The sequence below is a fragment of the Chryseobacterium sp. SSA4.19 genome (assembly GCF_022601875.1).
GTDB lineage: Bacteria > Bacteroidota > Bacteroidia > Flavobacteriales > Weeksellaceae > Chryseobacterium.
Genome location: NZ_JAKVIP010000019.1, coordinates 50,023 through 72,844 on the forward strand (window position 1 = coordinate 50,023; position 22,822 = coordinate 72,844).

General features: G+C 37.6%; 23 protein-coding genes. 17 read left to right on the forward strand and 6 right to left on the reverse strand.

What is annotated here, in order from left to right; genetic code table 11:
• Window positions 1–217 precede the first annotated feature (217 nt).
• The 14 genes from MKJ01_RS13605 to MKJ01_RS13670 all read left to right on the forward strand — a co-directional run bounded on the left by MKJ01_RS13605 (window position 218) and on the right by MKJ01_RS13670 (window position 16,826).
• Window positions 218–3,055, forward strand: coding sequence for an alpha-amylase family glycosyl hydrolase (locus MKJ01_RS13605; protein WP_241614643.1), 2,838 nt, complete (start codon window positions 218–220; stop codon window positions 3,053–3,055).
• Window positions 3,056–3,220: 165 nt separating this feature from the next.
• Entirely contained in the window at window positions 3,221–4,306 is a 1,086-nt protein-coding gene (gene prfA, locus MKJ01_RS13610) for a peptide chain release factor 1 (RefSeq protein WP_241614644.1), read from the forward strand.
• Between the two features lie 139 nt (window positions 4,307–4,445).
• Entirely contained in the window at window positions 4,446–5,978 is a 1,533-nt protein-coding gene (locus MKJ01_RS13615; protein ID WP_241614645.1) for a T9SS type A sorting domain-containing protein, read from the forward strand.
• Between the two features lie 91 nt (window positions 5,979–6,069).
• Window positions 6,070–8,181, forward strand: coding sequence for a prolyl oligopeptidase family protein (locus tag MKJ01_RS13620; RefSeq protein WP_241614646.1), 2,112 nt, complete (start codon window positions 6,070–6,072; stop codon window positions 8,179–8,181).
• Between the two features lie 156 nt (window positions 8,182–8,337).
• Window positions 8,338–10,455 (forward strand): methylmalonyl-CoA mutase, encoded by a 2,118-nt coding sequence (scpA, locus tag MKJ01_RS13625; protein ID WP_241614647.1) that lies wholly within the window; start codon window positions 8,338–8,340, stop codon window positions 10,453–10,455.
• Window positions 10,456–10,515: 60 nt separating this feature from the next.
• Window positions 10,516–11,025, forward strand: coding sequence for a hypothetical protein (locus tag MKJ01_RS13630; protein ID WP_241614648.1), 510 nt, complete (start codon window positions 10,516–10,518; stop codon window positions 11,023–11,025).
• Between the two features lie 512 nt (window positions 11,026–11,537).
• Window positions 11,538–11,984, forward strand: coding sequence for a hypothetical protein (locus MKJ01_RS13635; protein WP_241614649.1), 447 nt, complete (start codon window positions 11,538–11,540; stop codon window positions 11,982–11,984).
• Window positions 11,985–12,047: 63 nt separating this feature from the next.
• Window positions 12,048–12,287 (forward strand): hypothetical protein, encoded by a 240-nt coding sequence (locus tag MKJ01_RS13640; protein ID WP_241614650.1) that lies wholly within the window; start codon window positions 12,048–12,050, stop codon window positions 12,285–12,287.
• A 10-nt stretch (window positions 12,288–12,297) separates the two neighbouring features.
• Window positions 12,298–13,689 (forward strand): RtcB family protein, encoded by a 1,392-nt coding sequence (locus MKJ01_RS13645; RefSeq protein ID WP_241614651.1) that lies wholly within the window; start codon window positions 12,298–12,300, stop codon window positions 13,687–13,689.
• A gap of 69 nt (window positions 13,690–13,758) precedes the next feature.
• Entirely contained in the window at window positions 13,759–14,421 is a 663-nt protein-coding gene (locus tag MKJ01_RS13650; RefSeq protein WP_241614652.1) for a hypothetical protein, read from the forward strand.
• 142 nt (window positions 14,422–14,563) lie between these two features.
• Entirely contained in the window at window positions 14,564–15,043 is a 480-nt protein-coding gene (locus MKJ01_RS13655) for a hypothetical protein (RefSeq protein ID WP_241614653.1), read from the forward strand.
• Window positions 15,044–15,050: 7 nt separating this feature from the next.
• On the forward strand, window positions 15,051–15,638 hold the full coding sequence (locus MKJ01_RS13660) for a hypothetical protein (protein WP_241614654.1): 588 nt from the start codon (window positions 15,051–15,053) through the stop codon (window positions 15,636–15,638).
• Window positions 15,617–16,315 carry a peptide chain release factor H gene (prfH, locus tag MKJ01_RS13665; RefSeq protein WP_241614655.1) on the forward strand — a complete coding sequence of 233 codons (699 nt, stop codon included), beginning with the start codon at window positions 15,617–15,619 and terminating at the stop codon, window positions 16,313–16,315. The genes MKJ01_RS13660 and prfH overlap by 22 nt, the downstream gene beginning before the upstream one ends.
• Entirely contained in the window at window positions 16,302–16,826 is a 525-nt protein-coding gene (locus MKJ01_RS13670) for a hypothetical protein (protein ID WP_241614656.1), read from the forward strand. The genes prfH and MKJ01_RS13670 overlap by 14 nt, the downstream gene beginning before the upstream one ends.
• 20 nt (window positions 16,827–16,846) lie before the next feature.
• Here the strand turns inward: MKJ01_RS13670 and MKJ01_RS13675 are convergent, their stop codons facing one another.
• Both MKJ01_RS13675 and MKJ01_RS13680 read right to left on the reverse strand, forming a co-directional pair.
• Window positions 16,847–17,137, reverse strand: a complete 291-nt coding sequence (locus tag MKJ01_RS13675) for a hypothetical protein (RefSeq protein ID WP_241614657.1) — start codon at window positions 17,135–17,137, stop codon at window positions 16,847–16,849.
• A gap of 17 nt (window positions 17,138–17,154) precedes the next feature.
• Window positions 17,155–17,448, reverse strand: coding sequence for a cytochrome c (locus tag MKJ01_RS13680; RefSeq protein WP_241614658.1), 294 nt, complete (start codon window positions 17,446–17,448; stop codon window positions 17,155–17,157).
• Between the two features lie 173 nt (window positions 17,449–17,621).
• On the opposite strand from MKJ01_RS13680, the gene meaB reads away from it, so the two are divergent.
• Complete coding sequence (gene meaB, locus MKJ01_RS13685) at window positions 17,622–18,605, forward strand: methylmalonyl Co-A mutase-associated GTPase MeaB (RefSeq protein ID WP_241614659.1); 984 nt, start codon at window positions 17,622–17,624, stop codon at window positions 18,603–18,605.
• Here the strand turns inward: meaB and MKJ01_RS13690 are convergent.
• Window positions 18,602–19,150: a DUF4251 domain-containing protein gene (locus MKJ01_RS13690; RefSeq protein ID WP_241614660.1), complete on the reverse strand. Its 549-nt coding sequence runs from the start codon at window positions 19,148–19,150 to the stop codon at window positions 18,602–18,604. The genes meaB and MKJ01_RS13690 overlap by 4 nt on opposite strands.
• 104 nt (window positions 19,151–19,254) lie before the next feature.
• On the opposite strand from MKJ01_RS13690, the gene MKJ01_RS13695 reads away from it, so the two are divergent.
• Together MKJ01_RS13695 and MKJ01_RS13700 are read left to right on the forward strand one after the other, a co-directional pair.
• Window positions 19,255–20,061 carry a M48 family metallopeptidase gene (locus MKJ01_RS13695; RefSeq protein ID WP_241614661.1) on the forward strand — a complete coding sequence of 269 codons (807 nt, stop codon included), beginning with the start codon at window positions 19,255–19,257 and terminating at the stop codon, window positions 20,059–20,061.
• Window positions 20,062–20,148: 87 nt separating this feature from the next.
• A complete protein-coding gene (locus MKJ01_RS13700; protein WP_241614662.1) occupies window positions 20,149–20,463 on the forward strand; it encodes a hypothetical protein in 315 nt (104 codons plus the stop codon).
• 41 nt (window positions 20,464–20,504) lie between these two features.
• On the opposite strand, the gene MKJ01_RS13705 is transcribed toward MKJ01_RS13700, so the two are convergent.
• From MKJ01_RS13705 to MKJ01_RS13715, 3 genes are read right to left on the reverse strand one after another with little or no spacing between them, the layout of a single operon-like run.
• Window positions 20,505–21,122: an outer membrane beta-barrel protein gene (locus MKJ01_RS13705; protein ID WP_241614663.1), complete on the reverse strand. Its 618-nt coding sequence runs from the start codon at window positions 21,120–21,122 to the stop codon at window positions 20,505–20,507.
• Window positions 21,106–21,921, reverse strand: a complete 816-nt coding sequence (locus tag MKJ01_RS13710) for an ABC transporter ATP-binding protein (RefSeq protein WP_241614664.1) — start codon at window positions 21,919–21,921, stop codon at window positions 21,106–21,108. The genes MKJ01_RS13705 and MKJ01_RS13710 overlap by 17 nt, the downstream gene beginning before the upstream one ends.
• On the reverse strand, window positions 21,921–22,673 hold the full coding sequence (locus MKJ01_RS13715) for an ABC transporter permease (RefSeq protein ID WP_241614665.1): 753 nt from the start codon (window positions 22,671–22,673) through the stop codon (window positions 21,921–21,923). Before MKJ01_RS13715 ends, MKJ01_RS13710 begins: the two co-directional genes overlap by 1 nt.
• Between the last annotated feature and the right edge of the window lie 149 nt (window positions 22,674–22,822).

A 22,822-nucleotide genomic window follows, 5' to 3' on the forward strand; every position in this document is an offset into this window, starting at 1 on the left:
TGATCAGTAAAGTTTGTTGAGGCTGCTATTTAAATGATAGCTGGTTCAGGCGCGGGCAGAGCCCGCGCCTGAACTTTTAATGAGATAAAATAGATCGCTTATTTACAATCATAAAGAGGATTAAAACAAATGATGGTTTAATTTATAAAATTTATCTTTTTCATGAAAAGCCGGAAAGATTGCTGAAAATGGATTATTTTAGTCATAAATTAACGATATGAAAAAATTTTATTCCGGCACACTGTTATTTCTCATCACATTTGTATTTGGACAGATAAGCTATACCATCACTCCGAATCCGTTTAATGAAACAGATGCCATTACATTGACAATACACGGGAATCAGATCGATGAAGCGGCATGGGGAATTTCAAACAATGCAGTGTATATATGGTCCTTGTCACTCGATGTTAACTATCAGAACAGTCAGGATTGCCCGACCAACGGCAGTTGGAACAATTCTAATGAGACGAACAGGTTACAATATAATTCCGCAACGGATACCTATTCGCTAACCTTTACACCTACTGCCTTCTATGGCAGAACCGGGATCGGAAGATTCGGTTTTCTGCTGAAAGATAAAACAGGAAATCACCAGACCTCACCCGATATTTTTGTGAATGTCGGAGTTTTAAACTTGACTCTGACTAATCCGGCACCCAATAGTCTGACCTCTGTGGCAACAGGAAATTCTGTCAATATTACAGCGGCTACCAATGTAAATGCAACCTTTCAGTTAAAGGCTAACGGAACTGTTGTGCACTCCACATCGGTTCCTGCTACCTCATATGCTTACACTTATACGGTTACGGAAGATGCGAATATGGAATTGATTGCTACGCAGGGTTCAACTTCGAAAACTTCCACATTTACGGTACAGGTTCCGAGAACGGTAGTTTCGGAAGCAATACCGGGCTGGATCAGGCAGGGAATCAGCTATCACCCTACAGACAATACAAAAGTAGGCCTGGCCTTATATGCACCGGCTAAAAATTTTGTTCATGTCATTGGAAGTTTCAATAACTGGATGGTGAATGATGCTTTTCTGATGAAACGAGATACTACAAATCCGGATTTATACTGGATTGAACTGAGCGGGATGACACCACAGCAACTGTATACTTTCCAATACAGAACCAATGACCTGAGAAAAGTGGCAGATCCATATTCTCCACAAATTTTATCTTCCTACGATGATCAGTATATATCATTGACAACATATCCGAATTTACCTCCGTTTCCTGCAGGACAGGGTTTTGAGGTTTCCATGTTTAAAACAGGGCAGGCCGCTTATAACTGGCAAGTAAATAATTTCCAGCGTCCGGCAAAAGAAAATCTGGTTGTGTATGAATTATTATTGAGAGACTTCACACAGGAGAAAAACTGGCAGTCACTGATCAATAAAATCAATTACCTGAAAGGATTGAATATTAATGCAATCGAGCTGATGCCGATCATGGAGTTTGAAGGAAATCTTTCATGGGGCTACAATACTTCTTTCCATTATGCCCTGGATAAAGCGTACGGAACTCCGGAAAAGTTTAAGGAATTTGTTGATCTCTGCCACCAGAACGGAATTGCTGTGATTTTGGATGTCGCTTTTAACCACGCCACCGGACGTTCGCCATTGGTAAGGCTTTGGAATACAGATCCTGATGGGGATGGTTACGGAAATGTAGCAGCTGACAATCCTTACTTTAATACCGTTCCTAAACATTCTTATAATGTATTTAATGATTTCAACCATACAAGTCCTTCCACGCAATATTATGTGGAAAGATGTCTTCAGCAATGGCTGACAGAATATAAAATTGACGGTTTCCGATGGGATTTAACAAAAGGGTTTACCCAGAACTGTTCTGAAACCGATGAAGCCTGTACCAATGCCTATCAGCAGGATCGGGTAGATATCCTGAAAAATTACGCAGACAAACAATGGGCAATCGATCCTGGTTCTTATATAATCTTTGAGCATCTGGGGACAGATCAGGAAGAGCAGCAATGGGCCAATTACAGAATCGCAGAGGGGAAAGGCGTAATGCTCTGGAATAACCAAAACGGATCCTACAATCAGAATACCATGGGTTATAAAGAAAACAGCAACTTTGACAGAATGAATCATGCACTTCATGGTTTTACGAATATGAATGCCGTAGGATATGGCGAGAGTCATGATGAAGAAAGGCTGATGTTTAAAAATCTTGCCTATGGTGCAGTAAATGGAAGCTATGATGTTAAGAATTTAAATACAGCTCTGGAAAGGATGAAAGCTTTTGGAGCAACATTCTTTACCATCCCCGGCCCGAAAATGATCTGGCAGTTTGGGGAACTGGGCTATGAATTCAGCATTAACCGATGTGCAGACGGATCAATTAATAACGGATGCAGAACAGATGAAAAGCCGGTTGCCTTCTCTTTGGGCTATGACACTGATGCCAACAGAAAATCGGTGTATGATACATGGGCGAAAATCATTAGTATTCGGAATACGTATCCTGTTTTCAGATCAAAAACATATACTGTTGAATCTAACAATCTTTCCAATGATCCGAACGGTTTAATTACAAGAATTTATATTTATGATAATCTGTTGACAGCCGGCGTGAAAAATATTGTAGTTCTGGCAAATTATTCCACGACAGTACAAAATGTAGTCCCTTATTTTCCGTATACGGGTCAGTGGCAGAATTTAATGGATAATGCGGTTTTAAATATCACCTCAACCACAAATCCGGTTACGCTCCAGCCGGGAGACTTCAGGATTTTCGAAAATTATACAGGATCATTATCTGTAGCTGATGAAAATGTATCTAACAGATTATCACTTCAGGTTGCAGATAATCCCGTAAAAAGCGGAATGGCGAAATTAATTTACCATAAAGCTAAAAAAGGAGAAATTACGGTTTATGACCTGAGCGGCAAAAAGCTGGATTCATTTAAATTGAAAGATGAAGACGGAATATATGATCTTAAAGCAGATTATCCGGCAGGTACTTATCTGATACATTTAAAGTCCGATAATGGAACGGCCATCCAAAAAATGATTATTCAGTAACTAAATTTTAAATCAGATGTTTATGTTGAATCAATAGAATTATAAACTTAATTTTTAAAATAATTTAGCATAATAACAAACATCAGGTGAAATATAAAAAAGCTCATAAAAATGAGCTTTTTTTGTTACCTATCAATCCGTATCTTTGCAAATTAAATTTCAACAATGTCTAAATCATTAATTCCAAAATTAGAAGCGATAAAACAGAGATATAATGAGGTCGCAGATCTTATTATACAGCCAGACGTAATTTCGGATCAGAAAAGATATTCATCTTTAAACAAAGAATACAGCGATTTAGGGAAAATTGTACGTGTTTACGATCAATATAAAAACGCCTTAGACAATATTGCAGAATCTGAAGAAATTATTGCAGACGGTTCAGACAGGGATCTTGTCGAAATGGCGAAAGAAGAAAAACTTGAAGCTCAGGCTAAACTTCCGGGCCTTGAAGAAGAACTGAAGGTACTTTTAATACCTAAAGATCCTGCAGACGATAAAAACGTTATTGTGGAACTTCGTGCCGGAACCGGTGGTGATGAAGCAGCAATTTTCGTTGAAGATGTCTACAGGGCATATACCATGTACTTCAAAACCAAAGGATGGAGACATGAAGTAACAGATGCTAACGAAGCAGCAAAAGGCTACAAAGAATTAATCATGAAAGTAGAAGGCGAAGGGGTGTACGGGATCATGAAATTCGAATCAGGAGTTCACCGGGTACAGCGTGTTCCCGAAACTGAATCGCAGGGAAGGGTTCACACTTCGGCTATTACAGTGGCTGTTCTTCCGGAAGCTGAAGAAGTGGATTTTGAATTAAATCCTGCAGATATCGAAATGCAGACTTCACGTTCAGGCGGAGCAGGTGGACAAAACGTAAACAAAGTAGAAACCAAAGTACAGTTAACGCATAAGCCGTCAGGGATGGTAGTTGTTTGTCAACAGGCACGTTCCCAGCTGGCGAACAGAGAATTGGCAATGGAAATGCTTCGTACCAGACTATACGACATCGAATTGCAGAAAGTTCAGGGTGATATTGCTGCCCAGAGAAAATCGATGGTCTCTACAGGGGACCGTTCGGCAAAGATCAAAACCTACAATTATCCTCAGGGAAGGGTAACCGACCACAGAATCAATAAATCCATGTACAATCTGGATGCATATATGAATGGCGATATCGGCGAAATGATCGATGCCGTGATTATGGCAGAAAATGCTGAGAAGATGAAGGGCGAAGAAGAAAATTACTAATATTTTTTATTATAAGATATTTTAAAGTCTCTGTTATTAGAGGCTTTTTTATTGACATATGGTTAATCTTTAAAGGTTATATTTGCAAAAATATTTTAATAAACAACTATTTAAAATAATTAAATAAAACTGATAATACATGAAGAAATACTACTTTTTATTGCTTTTAGCAATTTCATATTTTACAACAGCGCAGACCTTCAGCTTGGATGCTTCTTTTGGCGAAAGCGGATATAGAAAAATCAACAGCACGACACTCTCAGATGCGATTATGCTGCCGGACGGACAGTTTATGACGGCATACAACTCAAGTTCCCATATTAACATCAATAAAATCAATCAGAATGGTGTGGTTGATGCAGCTTTTGGAACAAAGATAATTGATGTCGACAGCTACAGTTCGATCAATGAAAGCGAATCTGTGAAAAAAATGGTTTTGCACAATAATAAAATAATTATTATCGGAAGAGCCAATGCCAACCCGACTTATAGCTTGTATAATATGTTTATTGTAAGAGTAAATTTAGATGGGACTTTAGATACCACCTTCGGGACCAATGGCTTTACAAAAATATCTTTGGGACAGAATGGTACGGCAGATGATATCGTTGTTGATGATGCCGGAAACAGCTATGTACTTGGTTATGACATGGGAGATTTCATAGTGAAATTTAATGCTAATGGAATTAAAGACAATAGTTTCGGAACCAATGGGATTCTTGCGCTTGGCACTTTTAACCCTATAAAATTATATCGTCAGAATGATGGAAAATTTCTACTGGTAGGTTCAAAAAAGAATACTTCTACCAACATCAATGAGTCGTATATTGAAAGAAGATTAGCAGATGGAACCTATGATACTTCTTTCGGAAATAACGGAAGTATCATTATGCCGAGTAGTACTCAATCTGCAGTAACGAATTTTGAATATGATTATTCAAATAATTCTATTTTGCTTTTACATTACGCTTCCGGGGGATATGACAGTGTATTTTTGTCTAAAATCCAAATCTCGGATGGTGCATTTGTCACCGGATTTTCAAACGGAGGAAGAACACCGAATTATTCATTTGCCAATGCTCCTACTTTATATATTTCACAGATTAAAGTGCTTCCGAATTCCAAAATATTGGTGATGGGAAATGTAAGCAATTTCTGGACGGCCAATATTAATACGCAGTTGTTCTCAATGAGATTCAATGGAAATGGAACCATTGATTACTCAACATCATCCAACGGCTACCAGATATTTAATACGACACCGCCGTCAACAGGAGTAAAAGCGGAAGACGTTCAAAGGCTGTTCGTTCTCAGTGACGGTTCGTTTGTACTCAGCTATTCCGGAAGTAGTGGCGGAGTGTATGGCTATTCAAGTTATTTAACTAAATTTACGGGTGGTTTCTTAGGAGTAAACGATACTGCTGTTGATACTGGCCAGAGTTCATTAGCGTTATACCCAAATCCTGTTGGCAATACATTGACCATTCAAAACAAAAATAAAGGGAATGACAGTTTTGAATACCGTATTTTCGATGTTTCCGGAAAAATGGTGCAGAACGGAAGTTCTCAGTTCAATACAGAAACACATGTTCAGGAGTTGCAAAAAGGCAACTATATTATTCAGATAAAGACAAAAGATATCAGGCAATCATTGAAGTTTATCAAAAACTAATATTCCTGAAAATAATTATAGAAAGCTGTCAGTCTATCTGATGGCTTTTTTTATTTAAACAGATTCCTTATTTTTGGAGAAATAGCTTCATATGAAATTCAGACCAATATTACTAACCGCTGGAGTATTATTTTCAGCGACATTCTATTCTCAAAAAATGACCTATCCTAAAGCCGTAAAAGGAAACCAAACTGATACCTATTTCGGGACTGCCGTAGCAGATCCGTACAGAGACTTGGAAAATGATTCCGAAGCCACCAAAAAATGGGTGGATGAAGAAGTGGGCTACAGCCAGAATTATCTTTCTAAAATTCCTTTCAGAGACCAGATTAAAAATCAGCTGAGAGACATCTGGAATTATGAAAAAATTTCAGCACCTTTCAAAGAAGGAGATTATACCTATTATTACAAAAATGATGGCCTTCAGGCCCAATCTGTTTTATACAGGACAAATAATAAAACAAAAGCAACCGAAGTTTTCCTGGATCCTAATAAATTCTCAGAAAAAGGAACAACTTCACTTTCTCAGCTGTCCTTTAATAAAAAAGGGAATTTAGCAGCCTATTCCATTTCGGAAGGCGGAAGCGATTGGAATAAGATCATCATTATTGATGCCGTTTCCAAAAAACAAATCGATGAAACATTAACCGATGTGAAATTCAGCGGGATTTCCTGGCAGGGAGATGAAGGGTTTTATTATTCAAGCTATGACAAGCCGAAAGAAGGAACCGTACTTTCCGGAATGACCGATAAGCACAAAGTATACTTTCATAAATTAGGAACGAAGCAGTCGTCAGACCAATTGATTTTCGGAGGTGATAAAACACCGAGAAGATATCTGGGGGCAGGCGTTTCCGAGGATCAGCGGTATTTAATAATATCGGCAGCCAATGCCACAAACGGGAATGAGTTGTATATCAAGGATCTAAAAAACGGAGGTGATTTTATTCAGATTAATAAAGGTTTTGACATCAATGTGAATATTGTGGATACCCAGGGGGATGATCTCTATATCTTTACAGACAAAGATGCACCGAATATGCGTCTGGTAAAGACCACGATTAAAAATCCGTCACCTGACACCTGGAAAGATGTAATTCCTCAGACAGAAAATGTGTTGGGAATCACGACCGGAGGAGGTTATTTCTTCGCAACCTACATGATTGATGCAATTGATCAGGTGAAACAGTTTGACAGATCCGGAAAAATGGTCAGGGAAATTACCCTTCCCGGAAAAGGAAATATTTCAGGCTTTGGAGGAAAAGAAAAAGAAAAAGAGCTGTATTTCTCATTTACCAATTACATTACGCCGGGAACAACCTATAAATTCAATGCGGATTCCGGGAAATCAGAAGTATACCAGAAACCGAAAGTAAAGTTCAATCCGGATAACTATATTTCTGAACAGGTGTTTTATACCTCAAAAGACGGGACGAAAATCCCGATGATGATCAATTATAAAAAAGGAACAAAGCTTGACGGTAAAAACCCGACGATTCTTTATTCTTATGGAGGCTTCAACATCAGTTTACAGCCGGCTTTCTCCGTTGTAAATGCCATCTGGATGGAAAATGGCGGGATTTACGCAGTTCCCAACATTCGCGGTGGTGGTGAATACGGTAAAAAATGGCATGATGCAGGAACCAAAATGGATAAGAAAAATGTATTCAATGATTTTATCGCAGCGGGAGAATATTTACAGGCTAAAGGCTATACTTCAAAAAACTTCATGGCACTTTCCGGAAGATCAAACGGTGGACTTCTAGTCGGGGCCACGATGACGATGCGTCCGGACCTGGCTAAAGTGGCTTTTCCCGGGGTTGGCGTACTGGATATGCTAAGGTATAATAAATTTACCGCGGGTGCAGGCTGGTCTTATGATTATGGGACCGCAGAAGACAACAAGGAAATGTTCGACTATCTAAAATCATACTCTCCGGTTCATAACGTGAAAGCAGGAACCTGCTACCCTTCAACGATGATTATCACAAGCGATCATGATGACAGGGTCGTTCCGGCACATTCTTTTAAATTTGGAGCAGAACTGCAGGAAAAGCAGACCTGTAACAATCCTGTTTTATTAAGAATTGAAAAAAATGCAGGCCACGGGGCGGGAAGAGCAACAGATCAGGTAATCAGTGAAAACGCAGACCTTATTTCTTTTGCATTGTATGAAATGGGAATTAAATCGTTAAATAAATAGTGATTATTCCATAACATAAATAGCTTACAAATCTTAAGTTTTCCAAATAAAAAGGCGATGTTGCAGGGATGCAGCTCGCCTTTTTGGTGTAAAAAAATAACTTAAAACTAGTATTCCAAAAATCCGTAATTTTAGCCGTATAATAAATCTGAAAGTATGAGAAGGGAAGTTCAGAATAAAACTCCTCAATTTAAAATCACCGAAAAGACATCGGAAATATATCAGTTCGAAAAAGACGGCCTGCAGCTAAAATCTTCCTATACGCCGGAAGATATTAAAAACCAGAAACTCATACAGACTTCTCCGGGAATCGAACCGTATTTGAGAGGGCCTTACTCTACCATGTATGTTCAGAAGCCGTGGACGATACGTCAATACGCAGGATTTTCTACAGCTGAAGAATCCAATGCCTTTTACAGGAGAAATCTGGCTGCCGGGCAAAAAGGACTTTCGGTGGCTTTTGATCTGGCCACGCACAGAGGTTATGATTCAGACCATTCAAGAGTAGTCGGTGATGTTGGAAAAGCGGGAGTTGCCATCGATTCCGTGGAGGATATGAAAATCTTGTTCAATGATATTCCTTTAGATCAGATTTCAGTTTCCATGACAATGAACGGAGCTGTTCTTCCGATTTTATCATTTTATATTGTGGCAGCAGAAGAACAGGGTGTAGCTCAGGAATTGCTTTCAGGGACCATCCAGAATGATATTCTTAAGGAATTCATGGTAAGAAATACCTATATTTATCCGCCTGCACCTTCCATGAAAATTATTGCAGATATTTTTGAATATACCTCTCAGAATATTCCGAAGTTCAATTCTATTTCTATCTCAGGATACCACATGCAGGAAGCCGGAGCAACACCGGTTCTTGAAATGGCCTACACGCTTGCGGATGGGCTGGAATATGTGCGCACAGGAATAAAGGCAGGAATGAAAGTGGACGATTTTGCTCCCAGGCTCTCATTTTTCTGGGCTATAGGAATGAACCATTTTATGGAAATTGCCAAGATGCGAGCTGCAAGATATATCTGGGCAACTTTGCTCAAGCAGTTTAATCCTCAGAATCCGAAATCTCTAGCACTAAGGACCCATTCACAGACCTCCGGGTGGTCTTTAACCGAACAGGAACCTTTTAACAATATCACCAGAACAGCCATCGAAGCTCTGTCTTCAGCTTTAGGTGGAACCCAGTCTCTCCATACCAATGCTTTGGATGAAGCCATTGCTTTACCCACCGATTACTCGGCAAAAATTGCAAGAAATACCCAGATTATCCTCCAGCAGGAAAGCGGGATCTGCGATGTTGTCGATCCGATGGGAGGGAGTAACCTGGTAGAAAGCCTTACCCAGCAGATGATTGAGGAGGCGATGAAATACATAGATGAGGTAGAGCAGGAAGGCGGAATGACCAAAGCGATTGAAGCGGGAATTCCGAAAATGAGAATTGAAGAAGCAGCAGCCAGAAAACAGGCTAAAATCGACAGCGGTGAAGAATTTATTATCGGGGTCAATTCTTTCAGGTCTGCTTTAAAGCAGGATCAGATTGAAATCCTGGACATTGATAATACGGAAGTCCGCAGAAAACAGATCGAAAGATTAAATAGCATCAAAAAAGAAAGGGATTCCAATGCTGTTGAACAGATATTAAATGAAATCAGGGAATCGGCAAAATCAGGAAAAGGAAATCTCCTGGCTCTATGCATTGAAGCAGCCCGCAGAAGAGTTACGCTGGGTGAAATGAGCGATGCGATGGAAGAAAGTTTCGGTAGATATAAAGCAAATATAAGAACCATTTCAGGAGTTTATGCCATGAACGCAGGTAAAAATGAATATTTTGGAAAAGCACTTGAGCTTACCCAGAAGTTTGAAGAAGAAGAAGGTCGCCGTCCTAGGCTGATGGTGGCAAAAATGGGTCAGGACGGGCATGACAGGGGAGCGAAAGTGGTAGCAACGGCATTTGCCGATATGGGATTTGACGTTGATGTAGCGCCATTGTTCCAGACTCCGGAAGAAGTGGCTAAGCAGGCAGTAGAAAATGATATTCATATCTTAGGCGTTTCATCTTTGGCGGCCGGTCACAAAACGTTGGTCCCACAAGTAGTGGAAGAGTTGCAGAAACTAGGTGCGGATGATATTACAATCGTTGTCGGAGGGGTTATCCCACAGCAGGATTACGAGTTTTTATACGCTAACGGTGCTGATTTTATATTCGGCCCGGGAACCAATCTTCCTAAATGCGCAGTCGACATTCTGGAGAAGTTTTTAAATTAATTTAACTTCGGTATAACATAAGTTGCATGGCTTTTGTATAGATTAATGAAAATTTTCATTATGTCATATACAGTAGTTTCAATATTTCCTTCCACAGCAAATACGGAAGAAATTAAAAATGACCTGAGAAATTATGGTTTCCAGGAATCCGATATTGTAGTTTCACAATCCAGAACGGGAAATGAATTATCCGGAGAGAATCATCAGGATGATGTTAGAGACAGAGGTTTCTGGAATTTTGTTTTTGCCAATGATGTAGAAGCACTGGATGCGTACAGAAACGAAAGTGCGGGAAAAACAAATATTGTGGTTTACACTGATGATTTTGAAAAAGCTCAGAGAGCGAAAGCAATTCTTAACGAGAGAGGTGCCATCCAGGTCCAGCGTAAAGACTCCGAGACGTATAATCACCAGGATACAGCACCTGAAGGAATGTCTGAAGACGTTTATAACGGAATCATTGCCAAGGCAAGGCACAATATATATTTTCTGGGATCAGACAGACAGGATGATACGGATACGGGCAGAGGAATGAAAGATGAAATGGACAGCCTTGGATCTAAAGATTAAAAAATACATGATATATGAAAGCCTGAAAATATTCAGGCTTTTTTATGATAAAATTTTTGGTTTTCAGAAAAATGTATATCTTTGCATCTGAAAATCAAGTTTAACCCTTTAAAAACAGCGAAGAAATGTTCAAAGCAACACTTATTTCTACATACGGATTACCACTTTTGGTGGTAAGGCTTCGCGGTTTGGTACATTCTTAGAATAACAGTACAATGAAATATCAAAACCCGAAGTCGTAAGATTTTCGGGTTTTTTATTGCGCAATATTTTAAACTCAAAACAGTTTCCCCGAAATCTTTTTTTAGGAGCTTAATCCGGCTTTCCGCTGTATCTTTTTTCGCCAACGCTTTTTTCAAGCCAACGCAAAAAAAAAGGATGTCGCTGCAATCCGGGCTAGGAAAAATTCCTGCCATCAAACTAACAGTCAACTAAAAATTAAGTTGATTAAGGTTTAATGTGATTTATGGAAGTCTAACTTCTAATATCTCACCTCTAAATTCCAAAAACAAATGGAAAAAGATAATCTTTTGTTTTTCAGATTACGAAGTCTGAGAAGCAGAAAAAGAATCATAAAAAAAGATGTAGAAAAACAGATCAGGAAAAAGTATAAACGTAGTGATGAGCTTTGGGAAATAAAAAGAAAAACGCCATTAGTTCCTTTGGATCAGCCTTATCAGAGAGGTTTTGTAAGATTTTTTGTTGTAAGAGACGATGTGAAGCGTTCCAAAGATGGCGATTTCTTCAAAGGAATTCTGGATAAGATCAATACAAAGATGTATTCCGAAACTAGAAAATTCTTAAAAAAGAAAAGAAAACTTGGACGAAGGATATATGTTGAAAAAGAACAGAAGTTGGCTCGACTTTCAACGTATCAATGGAACGATCCAAAGTTAGGATTAACAACCCGAGAAAGGCAATATTTTCTAAAAAGAGAAGATTATTGTCCGTTCAGATAGAGATATAATATTTACTACGAATTTATCGAACCATGGAGATTTGTATTGAGAGTAAAACCAAATATGATTACTCATTACAAACCATTGAATTGCGATTTAGAAAAAGAAATTGATGAACTCGATTCATTTTTAGGTCGGCATAAAATTCAGGGAATTATTCATAAAACAATTTATGGAAGACCCAATCCATGGAAGGATAGATACAAACGTGATCCGCTGAACAGCAGAAAATGCGTTCACTACAAAATATCTGCAACAGAGATTGCAGAAACTTCAGAGGATGGAAATATCCTCCAATTTTAAAACAAAAACAATGGGAAATTTAAAACTTAAAGGAAAAGATATATTAAAAATAGGCTATCCGAATAATCAGAGTGTCAACATCGCTCTGGAAGTCGTGAAAAGAAATTTTGCAACGAAAAATATTCATCATGTAAAATCTCTTTTAAAAGAAATTCTGCAGAACCCACAAGATTTTGAAAAAGATCTGACTTTCGGACAGATTGCAGAAGCTTTGCTCTCATCCAAAAAAACAGAAAAAAGAATGCTTAATACAAACAGAGCGGCTTTCAATATTTTCGGAAACAATATTTCGGACGAAGCAAAAAACCAACTGTACACCGCTTTGAAACTTCCAATTTCAACGCAGGGCGCTTTAATGCCCGATGCACATAGCGGTTACGGGCTTCCGATCGGAGGAGTTCTCGCCGTAGAAAATGCCGTGATTCCTTATGGAGTCGGGATGGATATTGGTTGCAGAATGTCACTCAGTATTTTGGATACTCCTATTTCATATCTTGACGGAGCGAGAAACAAATACGAGAACGCTCTTGCCGAACACACTAAATTCGGAATGTACGAAACGCATAAATCTCATATCGATCACGAAATTTTCGACAGAGATATATTCGGTATGATTCCGATTTTAAGAAGATTAAAAGGAAAAGCCATTAAGCAAATGGGAAGTTCCGGCGGCGGAAATCACTTTGTAGAATTCGGAGAAGTGGAAATTACGGAAGAAGACGAGCAAATCGGACTTTCAAAAGGAAAATATCTCGGAATTCTTTCGCACAGCGGTTCGCGTGGATTGGGAGCAGAAATCGCCCAATATTATTCGAGAGTTGCAGCAGAACAATGTCCGTTACCTAAAGAAGCACAACAATTTGCCTGGCTGGATTTAAGCACACATCTCGGTTTGGAATATTGGACGACAATGAATTTAGCAGGAGATTATGCTTCGGCTTGTCATAACGATATTCACAGAAGATTGATAAAAGCAGTTGGAGGCAGAGTAAAAGCCAGAATTGAAAACCATCACAATTTCGCATGGAAAGAAATCCACAACGGAAAAGAAGTGATTGTTCACAGAAAAGGAGCAACGCCGGCTAACGAAAATGAATTGGGGATGATTCCCGGATCGATGACCGCAAAAGGGTTCATCGTTCGTGGAAAAGGAAATCCGGATTCTTTGAATTCAGCTTCGCACGGAGCGGGAAGAGCACATTCAAGAGGTGAATGCAGAAATCTTTTCACTCAAAATGATATTAAGAAAGAATTAAAACTCAAAAACGTCACATTGATGGGCGGAAATACGGAAGAAGCACCAATGGCTTACAAAGACATCAATGAAGTGATGAATGCACAAAGCGAACTGGTTGATATTCTGGGAACTTTCCAACCTCGAATTGTGAGAATGGATCGGTAAAATGGTTGATGGGTTGTAGTTGTTAGTTGATGGAATTTGACTAACGATAACTACTCAATTATTTAAAGGATGATTGTCATTCAGAATGGAACGAAGTGGAATGAAGAATCTAAAAACAGATTTGTCATTATGCTTTGTTTCATTCAAAATGACAAATTCAAATCAACAAAAAATAAAAAAATGGGAGCACCACATAATATAAAAAGATACGGTGAAGTCTGGCCGGAATTTAGAATTGAATACGGACTTGAAATTTTAGAAAAATTAAAAAATAAAGTCATTATTTCAGGAGGTTGGGCATGGCATTTTATGTCTGAAATCGGACATACAGAATACAAACACGCTCATGATCATAAGGATATAGATGTTTTTGTAAAAAAGGAAAATGTGGCTGAAGTGGTTATGATTCTTCAGCATGAAAATTTTCAGAAAGTCTGGACGAGATATGATCATCTTCCAAGTGAAGAAAACTTTCGCAGGTATGAGAAAACTATCGAAATGGAAAACGGAAAATTCCATAGAATCACGATTGATTTCTTTGAAAAGAATGATCTGGAAACTGTAAAAACAAATGGATTTACGGTAGTGAAACCTGATGTTTTGCTTTCATTTTACAGAAATATTCATTCCAGCGATAAATGTTGGGCAGTAATGGCTGCAAAAGAACTATTGGAAAAAGGAATTGATCCAATCGGTAATCCAAAATTAAGCGAAATGCCAAAAACAAATTAAAGTGAATAACAATATCAATAAAGAAGTATTTGAATTTATCAATCAAAATTTTTCAAATAACAGAAAATTGTTGAGAGAAAAAGCGAATGAATTTCTGAAAAATCCTCATGTAACTGATCTGTTTTTTGATGAATTTAAAAAATTGAATATCGTTGCTCATTTTCAGTCACTGTCTTCCGATACGGATAAATTTTCAAAAGAAGAAATGGGAGATATTTCAGATGTTTGGAGATTTTTTTTGAATGAAGATATTGATGAAGTGGATACGAGCAAAGGATATGAAGACTGGGATTTTGAAAAATATTTAGAAACTGGAAAAGCACCTCATTGTTGTAGGGTTTGGATCAATTGGTTTTTGAAGGTCTATTACACTCAAAATGAGATAACAATAAGAGAGGGGGAAGTTGAAACCAATCATATTTTAATGATTACTGATCCTTATGAAAATGAAAAATACAGTTCAATTTTAAATATCATGAAAGAAAAAGGATACGAAGAAATTACAGATGAATTGGCTTTGCTAAAAGTTGAATCTGTGTCTACGGATTGTAATAAGGATCCTACAGTTTTTGACTGTTTATTTTCAGATATTATTTATCCAATTCATTTTTTAAACAACTAAAAATCAAATGGAAAAAAGATACAAACAAGAACATTTTGGTTATCACGAAAGCATTCTCGTAGTCTGTCCGGATTGCGGAGAAGATGCAGTTGTGAAAAATGAACATAGTTATAAAACGGCAACATTAGAGTGTAATCATTGTGATTTGCGAAAAAATGGATTGGATTTAGTGGTTTACAAAGCGTTTGTTAATCTTTATTGTCCAATTTGTGCGCATCCGATTCGTTACGAGCAAGGCAATTTGAAAGAAAAACCTAAGAATGTTGCTGTAAAATGTGATGAATGTGAATCTTCTTTTCAAATTCAACCAAAATCAGAGAAATATTTCAATAGTTCAATAAAAGAAGAAGGCTTAATTCACGATCCGATTTTTGGTTGCCCGTATTATTTTCAGGAAGATTTTAAAGGAAAATTATTCTGGGCAAGAAATCGGGAGCATCATTTAGAGATGGAAAAATATGTTTCATCAGACTTGAGAACAAGATTGCCGTACAGAATGCGAATAGTAGAAAGATTACCAACATTTATTAAAGAAGCCAAAAACAGAGAGGCGATTTTAAAAATTTTACAAAAATGGAAAAACTCATACAAATAACTTCAGGAAGAGGACCTGTGGAATGCCAATGGATTGTTACCAAAGTGCTGAAAACTTTTCTTGAGGAAGCTAAAAATAACAATATAGACTACGAAATCATCCACCGTGAAAATGGAGATGAAAACCTAACATTGAAATCCGTAACCATTCTTTTAAAAGCAAAAATCTTAAATGATTTTTTAAAAAATTGGTTGGGAAGTATTTGCTGGACAGGCAAAAGTACATTCCGGAAACTCCATAAAAGAAGCAACTGGTTTATCGGCGTTTTTGAACTGGAAGATTTTGAGGAAATCAATTTTAATGAAAAAGATATTCAGTTTCAGACAACGAGAAGTCAGGGAAACGGCGGACAAAATGTGAATAAGGTAAATACTGCGGTTCGTGCGACTCATATTCCGACGGGACAAAGTGTTTTCGTGCAGGATTCAAGATCTCAACTGGAGAATAAAAAATTATCAGTCATAAGATTAAAACAAAAAGTGATGGATATGCATAGTAAGCAATTGGAAAGAAGAATGCAGGAAACCTGGAACAATCATGTACAGGTACAGAGAGGAAATCCGGTCCGTACATTTTCCGGAACAGATTTTAAAAATAACCGTCAGGAAAAATCTTTTAAGAAGCAAAGGAATATCCTGAAGAACGAATTAAAAAACTTTAAAAATGACCTTGACTAAAAGTAAATACTATTTCGAGGCACTGGATAACTATCCATACCGCTTGCCGAATTGTCTTGAAGCGTTAAATTATGCATTGTCTTACGATCCTGAAGATGCAGACAGCTTATGTTTAATGGGAAGAATCTACAGCGAAATATTATACGATTACGAGAAAGCAAAGCTTTATTTTGAAGAAGCGATGCAATATAATGTTGCCAGTCTCAATACGCCGCAATATTATATCAAATGCCTTTTGGATAATGAAGATTTGAAGGAAGCAGAAACATTAATTGAATATTCGTTAAAAATAAAAGGTATAGATAAATGCAGGATTCTTATCCATAAATCTTACCTGTTTAAGATTCAGCTCAAATATAATAAAGCTCTGGAGCCTTTAGCTGAAGCGAAAAACTTTGCTTATGATCAAAGCATGCTCGATTTTTTAAAGAACCGGGAAAAATTCATCAAAGCAAAAATGCCTAAAAGTCCAAAGAAAAAAGAGGGTAAAAAGAAGAAGGAGACTCATTGAGTCTCCTTTATACTTTAATTTTATTTCTTATTAGCAGAAATAAGATAATCATAAACCATCTGATGCTGTTCGTCGTTCAGTTTAGCTTTTGGGGCCATTCTGCTTAACGTTTTTATCCATCCCTGATCATCGTGTTTTTCAGGATCAGGCAATTTATGGCATCTGTTGCATGAATTTTCAAAAATGGTTTTTCCCTGAGCCAGTTGCTCTGAAGATGTGTATTTCGGTCCGGTTACGGCGGCGCTTTTCGGTCCGCATGATATAACTAAAGATGCAGAGCAAAAGAGCATACCTAAAATCAATTTTTTCATACTGATATTTTTAGTGATTATTTTTTTACAGAGACAATGTAGTCGTAAACCCATTGGTGTTGCTCATCAGTCAGTTTTGCTTTTGGAGCCATGGAATTCATGATTCCTACCCATTGTACCGGGGTGTGCGCTGTCGGATCCGGTAATTTATGGCATCTTCCGCAGGAATTTTCGAATATGGTTTTTCCTTGTGCCATCTGAGCAGCCGTAGATACTGCAGGTCCGGTAGGTGCAGCTGCTGTAGGAACTTTTGAAGTACAGGATGATAATACAACAGCAGCCAGCGATGCTACAGCGATAATTTTTTTCATGTTTAACTATTTGAATAAAACAAATGTAATAAATTCCCTTTGTGATTAGTGAGGTCAACTGTATTTTTAATTTAGAAGAAATAAAATTAAGGGGTCTGTTAATTATAAATAATGCAGAATGATGTTCACTGAGATACTTTACTTTTTCATAATTAATTATTATTTTTGAGTCAATGAAATTTTCTACACAAGAGCTGACGGAAGGAATACGATCGGGGAATAAACGCCTGATTGCAAAAGCCATTACATTGGTAGAAAGCAAGAAAACCGAACACAGGCACCAGGCTGAAGAATTGCTGAAGCTCCTTATGCCGTTTACAGGAAATTCAATCCGGATAGGGATAACCGGAGTTCCGGGAGCGGGAAAATCAACTTTTATAGAAAATTTTGGGAGATTAGTGATTTCTCACGGTAAAAAGGTGGCCGTCTTGGCGATAGATCCAAGCTCTGCAATCAATAAAGGAAGTATTTTGGGAGACAAAACCAGAATGGAAGAGCTTTCCAAAGAAGAAAATGCGTTTATCCGACCTTCTCCGAGTTCCGGTTTTTTAGGCGGTGTTGCCAATACGACGTTCGAAACCATGATGATCTGTGAAGCGGCGGGCTATGATTATATTTTAATTGAAACGGTAGGGGTCGGTCAGTCTGAAGTGCTGGTTGCAGATATTACCGATGTTTTTCTATTCCTGAAAATTATTGGGGGAGGCGATGAACTTCAGGGAATAAAGCGAGGCATTATGGAAATGGTAGATGTCGTTTTTATCAATAAAGTTGATCAGGATAACCTTCAGAAAGCTAAGAATACCAGGCTTGAGCTAAAACGCGCATTGGATTTTATTCCTCCTAAAGAGAAAGACTGGAGAGTCCCGGTTTTGTTAGGATCGGCCCTAAATAATGAAGGACTCGATGACGTTTTTGAAAAAATCAATGATTTTATTACTCTTAAAAAGAAAACCGGCCGTTTTGCACAGGTAAGAGTTCAACAGGCAGAAAAACGTTTTGAATATTGGGTACAGGAATATATTCTTGCGATGATGAAAAAGGACGGCTCAGCAGAAGAAGCTTACATTCAGCATAAAAAAAATGCTTCGGCCATGGTTTCCAATCCCAGTACCGAAGCAAAATTATTTGTAGAACAGTTTTTAAATAAGGATTAATTAGGGCTGGCTTTTAGCTCTTCATTTTTTGTAATATAACCGTCATAAGAAATCGGTTGCCTGTCATTGCTCCTGATCGATGTAAATGCTTTTCCGTTTTTGAAAACTTCAAGATTTATTTCATCAATAGTAGTCTGATCATTCACTTTAATTTTTACCACCCAGTTTCCTTTCTTATTTTGTGATTTCGTGACGGTAAAATCCTTTGACGTAAATCTGTAGCTGTTTTGGCCTGTATTTCCGTAACTCGGATTAAAAACTCTTCCAAAATACGGTAAGGTTACATCCAGTTTATCCTTTCTCAGATCAACCGAATAATTGCTTCCTGACAGGTCCAGTATCCTGGTAGCCGGTGCATTGGGCAGAGATGTCATGACATTAATTACATCATAATTGGTAGGATTGGCTCGTTGTGCATGAAATGAAAAATCCTGCGAATTGACGAGCATATTTACGGTCTGAGAATCTATACCGCTTTGTGAAGAACAATTCTGGAAGCTCATCACAAAGATAAAAATGAATATAATGGAGATATACTTTTTCATGATAGGAATTATTATTTGGTTACCATCAAATTATATGCAAATATACAGCCGATAAATTATTTTGGAATAAAAATTGTTAAGGTTGACTTAATAACACTCAAAATATGAAAATTACACATCTTTTAGGAATAGGAGCATTGGCTCTTACTGTTTCAGCTTGTACTACAAATCCCATTACGGGAAGATCTTCTTTACAGCTGGCGAATAATTCAGAAATTCTTACGATGTCTGCTCAGGAATACAGAACTACATTGGGCAAATCTAAAGTGATCAAAGGAACTGCAGATGCTAAAAAGGTGGTAAGTGTTGGGTCAAGAATAAAATCTGCTGCTGAAAGATATTATCAGTCAATTGGACGTTCTGCGGATCTCGCGAACTACAGCTGGGAATTTAATCTTATACAGAGCAATGAACTGAATGCATGGTGTATGCCAGGTGGAAAAGTAGCAGTATATACAGGGATTCTTCCTATTACTAAAAATGATAACGGATTAGCAGTGGTGATGGGCCATGAAGTTTCCCATGCTTTGGCAGGCCATGGAAATGAGAGAATTTCTCAGGCGATGGTAGCACAGTATGGAGGAGCAATTCTGGGAGGATCCATTTCAAATGCACAGTGGGCAAATGTTTTCCAGCAGGTGTATCCTATAGGATCACAAGTTGCTTTATTGAAATACGGAAGAGGACAGGAGTCTGAGGCAGATGAAATGGGATTATATCTGATGGGAATGGCAGGATATGACCCGAGAGAAGCAATCCCTTTCTGGAGCAGGATGGAAGCTGCCTCTAAAGGTGCAAGACAGCCGGAATTCCTGTCTACCCACCCGAACCCTGAAACGAGGATTTCTGATATTAATAAAGATTTACCAAAAGCGCTTGAATATTATAAAGCTGCCGGCGGAAAAATATGATGATAAAAAATTAATCTTGAATGAAACCTTATTGAATTGTATTAAATTTGGTAAGGTTTCTTAATTTAAAAAACCAAACACAACACTATGAAAAATTTAACGATTATAGGGCTTGTTCTTTTAGCATTATCGATATTGCTGTTTTATTTAACGGCAAATAACTTTACCGTAAATGATTTGGGGATGCCACATATCATGGGAATTCTGGGTGGGATCGGTATTGGTTTGATTATAGGAGGAATGGTCGGTTACGTTAGTAAAGGGAGCGCTATTAAAGAGGAGCAGAGAAGAAAGGAATTTGCCCAGCTTCAAAAAGAAAAACAGGAACTTGAAATTCAGACTGCCGAATTGGCAAGGCGCGAACAGGAATTACAGAACCAAAGACAAAATCCTCAGATTTAATGATCTGAGGATTTTATTTTCATCTATATTGTAGTTAATTATTAAAATTTATAACCTACACCGACAATGAATAAATTAGGTCTGTTGTCGTACAATACACTTTCACCGGATACCCTGTTGATAAAGCTTCTTTGATCTTTACTGAATGCTCCTTCATATTTTGCATTAATAAGGAATTTCTTAATTTCCACCTGTGCTCCGAACTGATACCCTACTGTAAAGTTGTCTCTTGCGTTTTCTCTGAAATCGTTGAACGTATCTTCTTTGCTCAGATTGTAACTTGCAACCGGACCGATAAATACGCCTAACATATCTCCCAATACTTTATGCCCCACTAAAACAGGTACATCAATACGGTTGTTTTTTATATCGAATGTCGTGTTGCTGGAAGAATCTGTAAATTCATTTTTAAAAGTTGTGTAGTAAACTTCAGGCATTAAGAAAAATGCCATCGGGAGATTAACTTTAAGGGAAAGTCCCAAGTTAAAACCTACATTGTTTTTACCTTTTTGTTCTAAAGCAGAATTAACTGTATTAACAGAATTTGACCAGGAAGGTGATCCTGTGGGAAAAATTAAATTCGCTTTTCCGGCCAGGGAAATCTGCGCAGAGGCAAACATAGAAGTACCTATTAATGCTATACTAAGAATCTTTTTCATTGTCTTCTAATTTAGTGATTGTATTATCAATAGTTTTATTATTTTCGAGCAGGTATTCTCTCAGTTCTTTAAAAAGCTCTGATGAATAAACGAAATCGATAAGATTTTTATTGCCTGCAGTAATCAGAATATCTTTATTCCCTTCCCATTCTTTAATGCCCAGTCTCAGATACACAATTTTTTCGCCGATTGTCATTACAGAATTCATATCATGTGTATTAATGATCGTTGTGGTATTATATTCTTTTGTAATTTCAAGCAAAAGATCATCAATAACATTAGAGGTATACGGGTCAAGACCTGAATTTGGCTCATCACAGAATAAATATTTGGGATGGTTAACAATGGCTCTTGCAATGGCAACCCGCTTCTGCATTCCTCCCGAAATTTCAGAAGGAAACTTTCTGTTGGCTTTATCCAGATGTACTCTTCCGATCACTTCAAAAACCCTTCTTTTCTTTTCTCTGAAAGTAAGGTTGGTAAACATGTCCAGAGGGAACATGATGTTTTCTTCCACTGTTAGAGAGTCAAACAGTGCACTTCCCTGAAACAGAGTTCCTATTTCAGACCGGAGATGCTGTTTTTCTTCTCTGTTCATAATGTTAATATCCCTGCCATCAAAAAGAATTTCTCCCGATGAAGGCTGGTAGACATTTAATAAGCTTTTAAGAAAAACTGTTTTTCCTGATCCGCTCTGTCCGATAATCAGATTTACTTTTCCTTTATCAAAAGTGGTTGAAATTCCTTTAAGCACTTCAACTTCATCGAAACTTTTCTTAAGATTTTTTACCTCAATCATCAGCTTAATATTAATTGGGTTAATAACAACTCGGAAAGGATGATAAATACCATGGTCCAGACTACTGCCTGTGTACTTGCCCTGCCTACTTCAAGTGAACCTCCTTTTACATTATATCCGAAATAAGAAGGAACCGTTGCAATAATAAAAGCAAAAACAATGGTTTTGGTGAAAGCATAATAAATAAAAAGATTAGGCATATACATCTGGATTCCTGTAATATAATCATTGGTTGTCCAGTTGCCTGTAAGCACTCCTGCAATATAGCCGCCACCAATACCGAATACGATACTTATGGCAATCAGTAACGGATTGAATAAAATACAAGCCGCAATTTTCGGCAGGATGAGAAAATTGGGTGAATTGACACCCATAATGTCCAATGCATCGATTTGCTCCGAAACCCTCATGGTCCCGATACTGGAAGCAATATATGATCCTACCTTTCCGGCAAGGATAAGACTGATAATCGTTGGTGAAAATTCAAGAACCAGTACGGCCTTTGTAGCATATCCTACAAATGACGGCGGAATAGGAAAAGAAGATGAATCAAAGTTATTAAACATCTGAATTGCAACTACTGCTCCTACGAATGTGGAAGTAAAGATAACCAACCCGAAAGAATTAACTCCCAAATCATTGATTTCGCGCATGAACAGCTTCCAGAATACCCTCATTTTCTGGGGTTTCTGAATAGATTTACCTAGAAGGATAATGTATTCTCCTATTGCTGTAAAAAACTTTTTTAACATTCTGCTAAATTAGACTTTTTTTATTAATTTAAATGACAGAACAACAAGAGTGCCGAAAAGGATTCTGATATTTTTTAACCTTGAATCCGAATGAACTAAATCATTATATAAGATATTTAAAAATATAGATAATAAGTATACTTACTCAT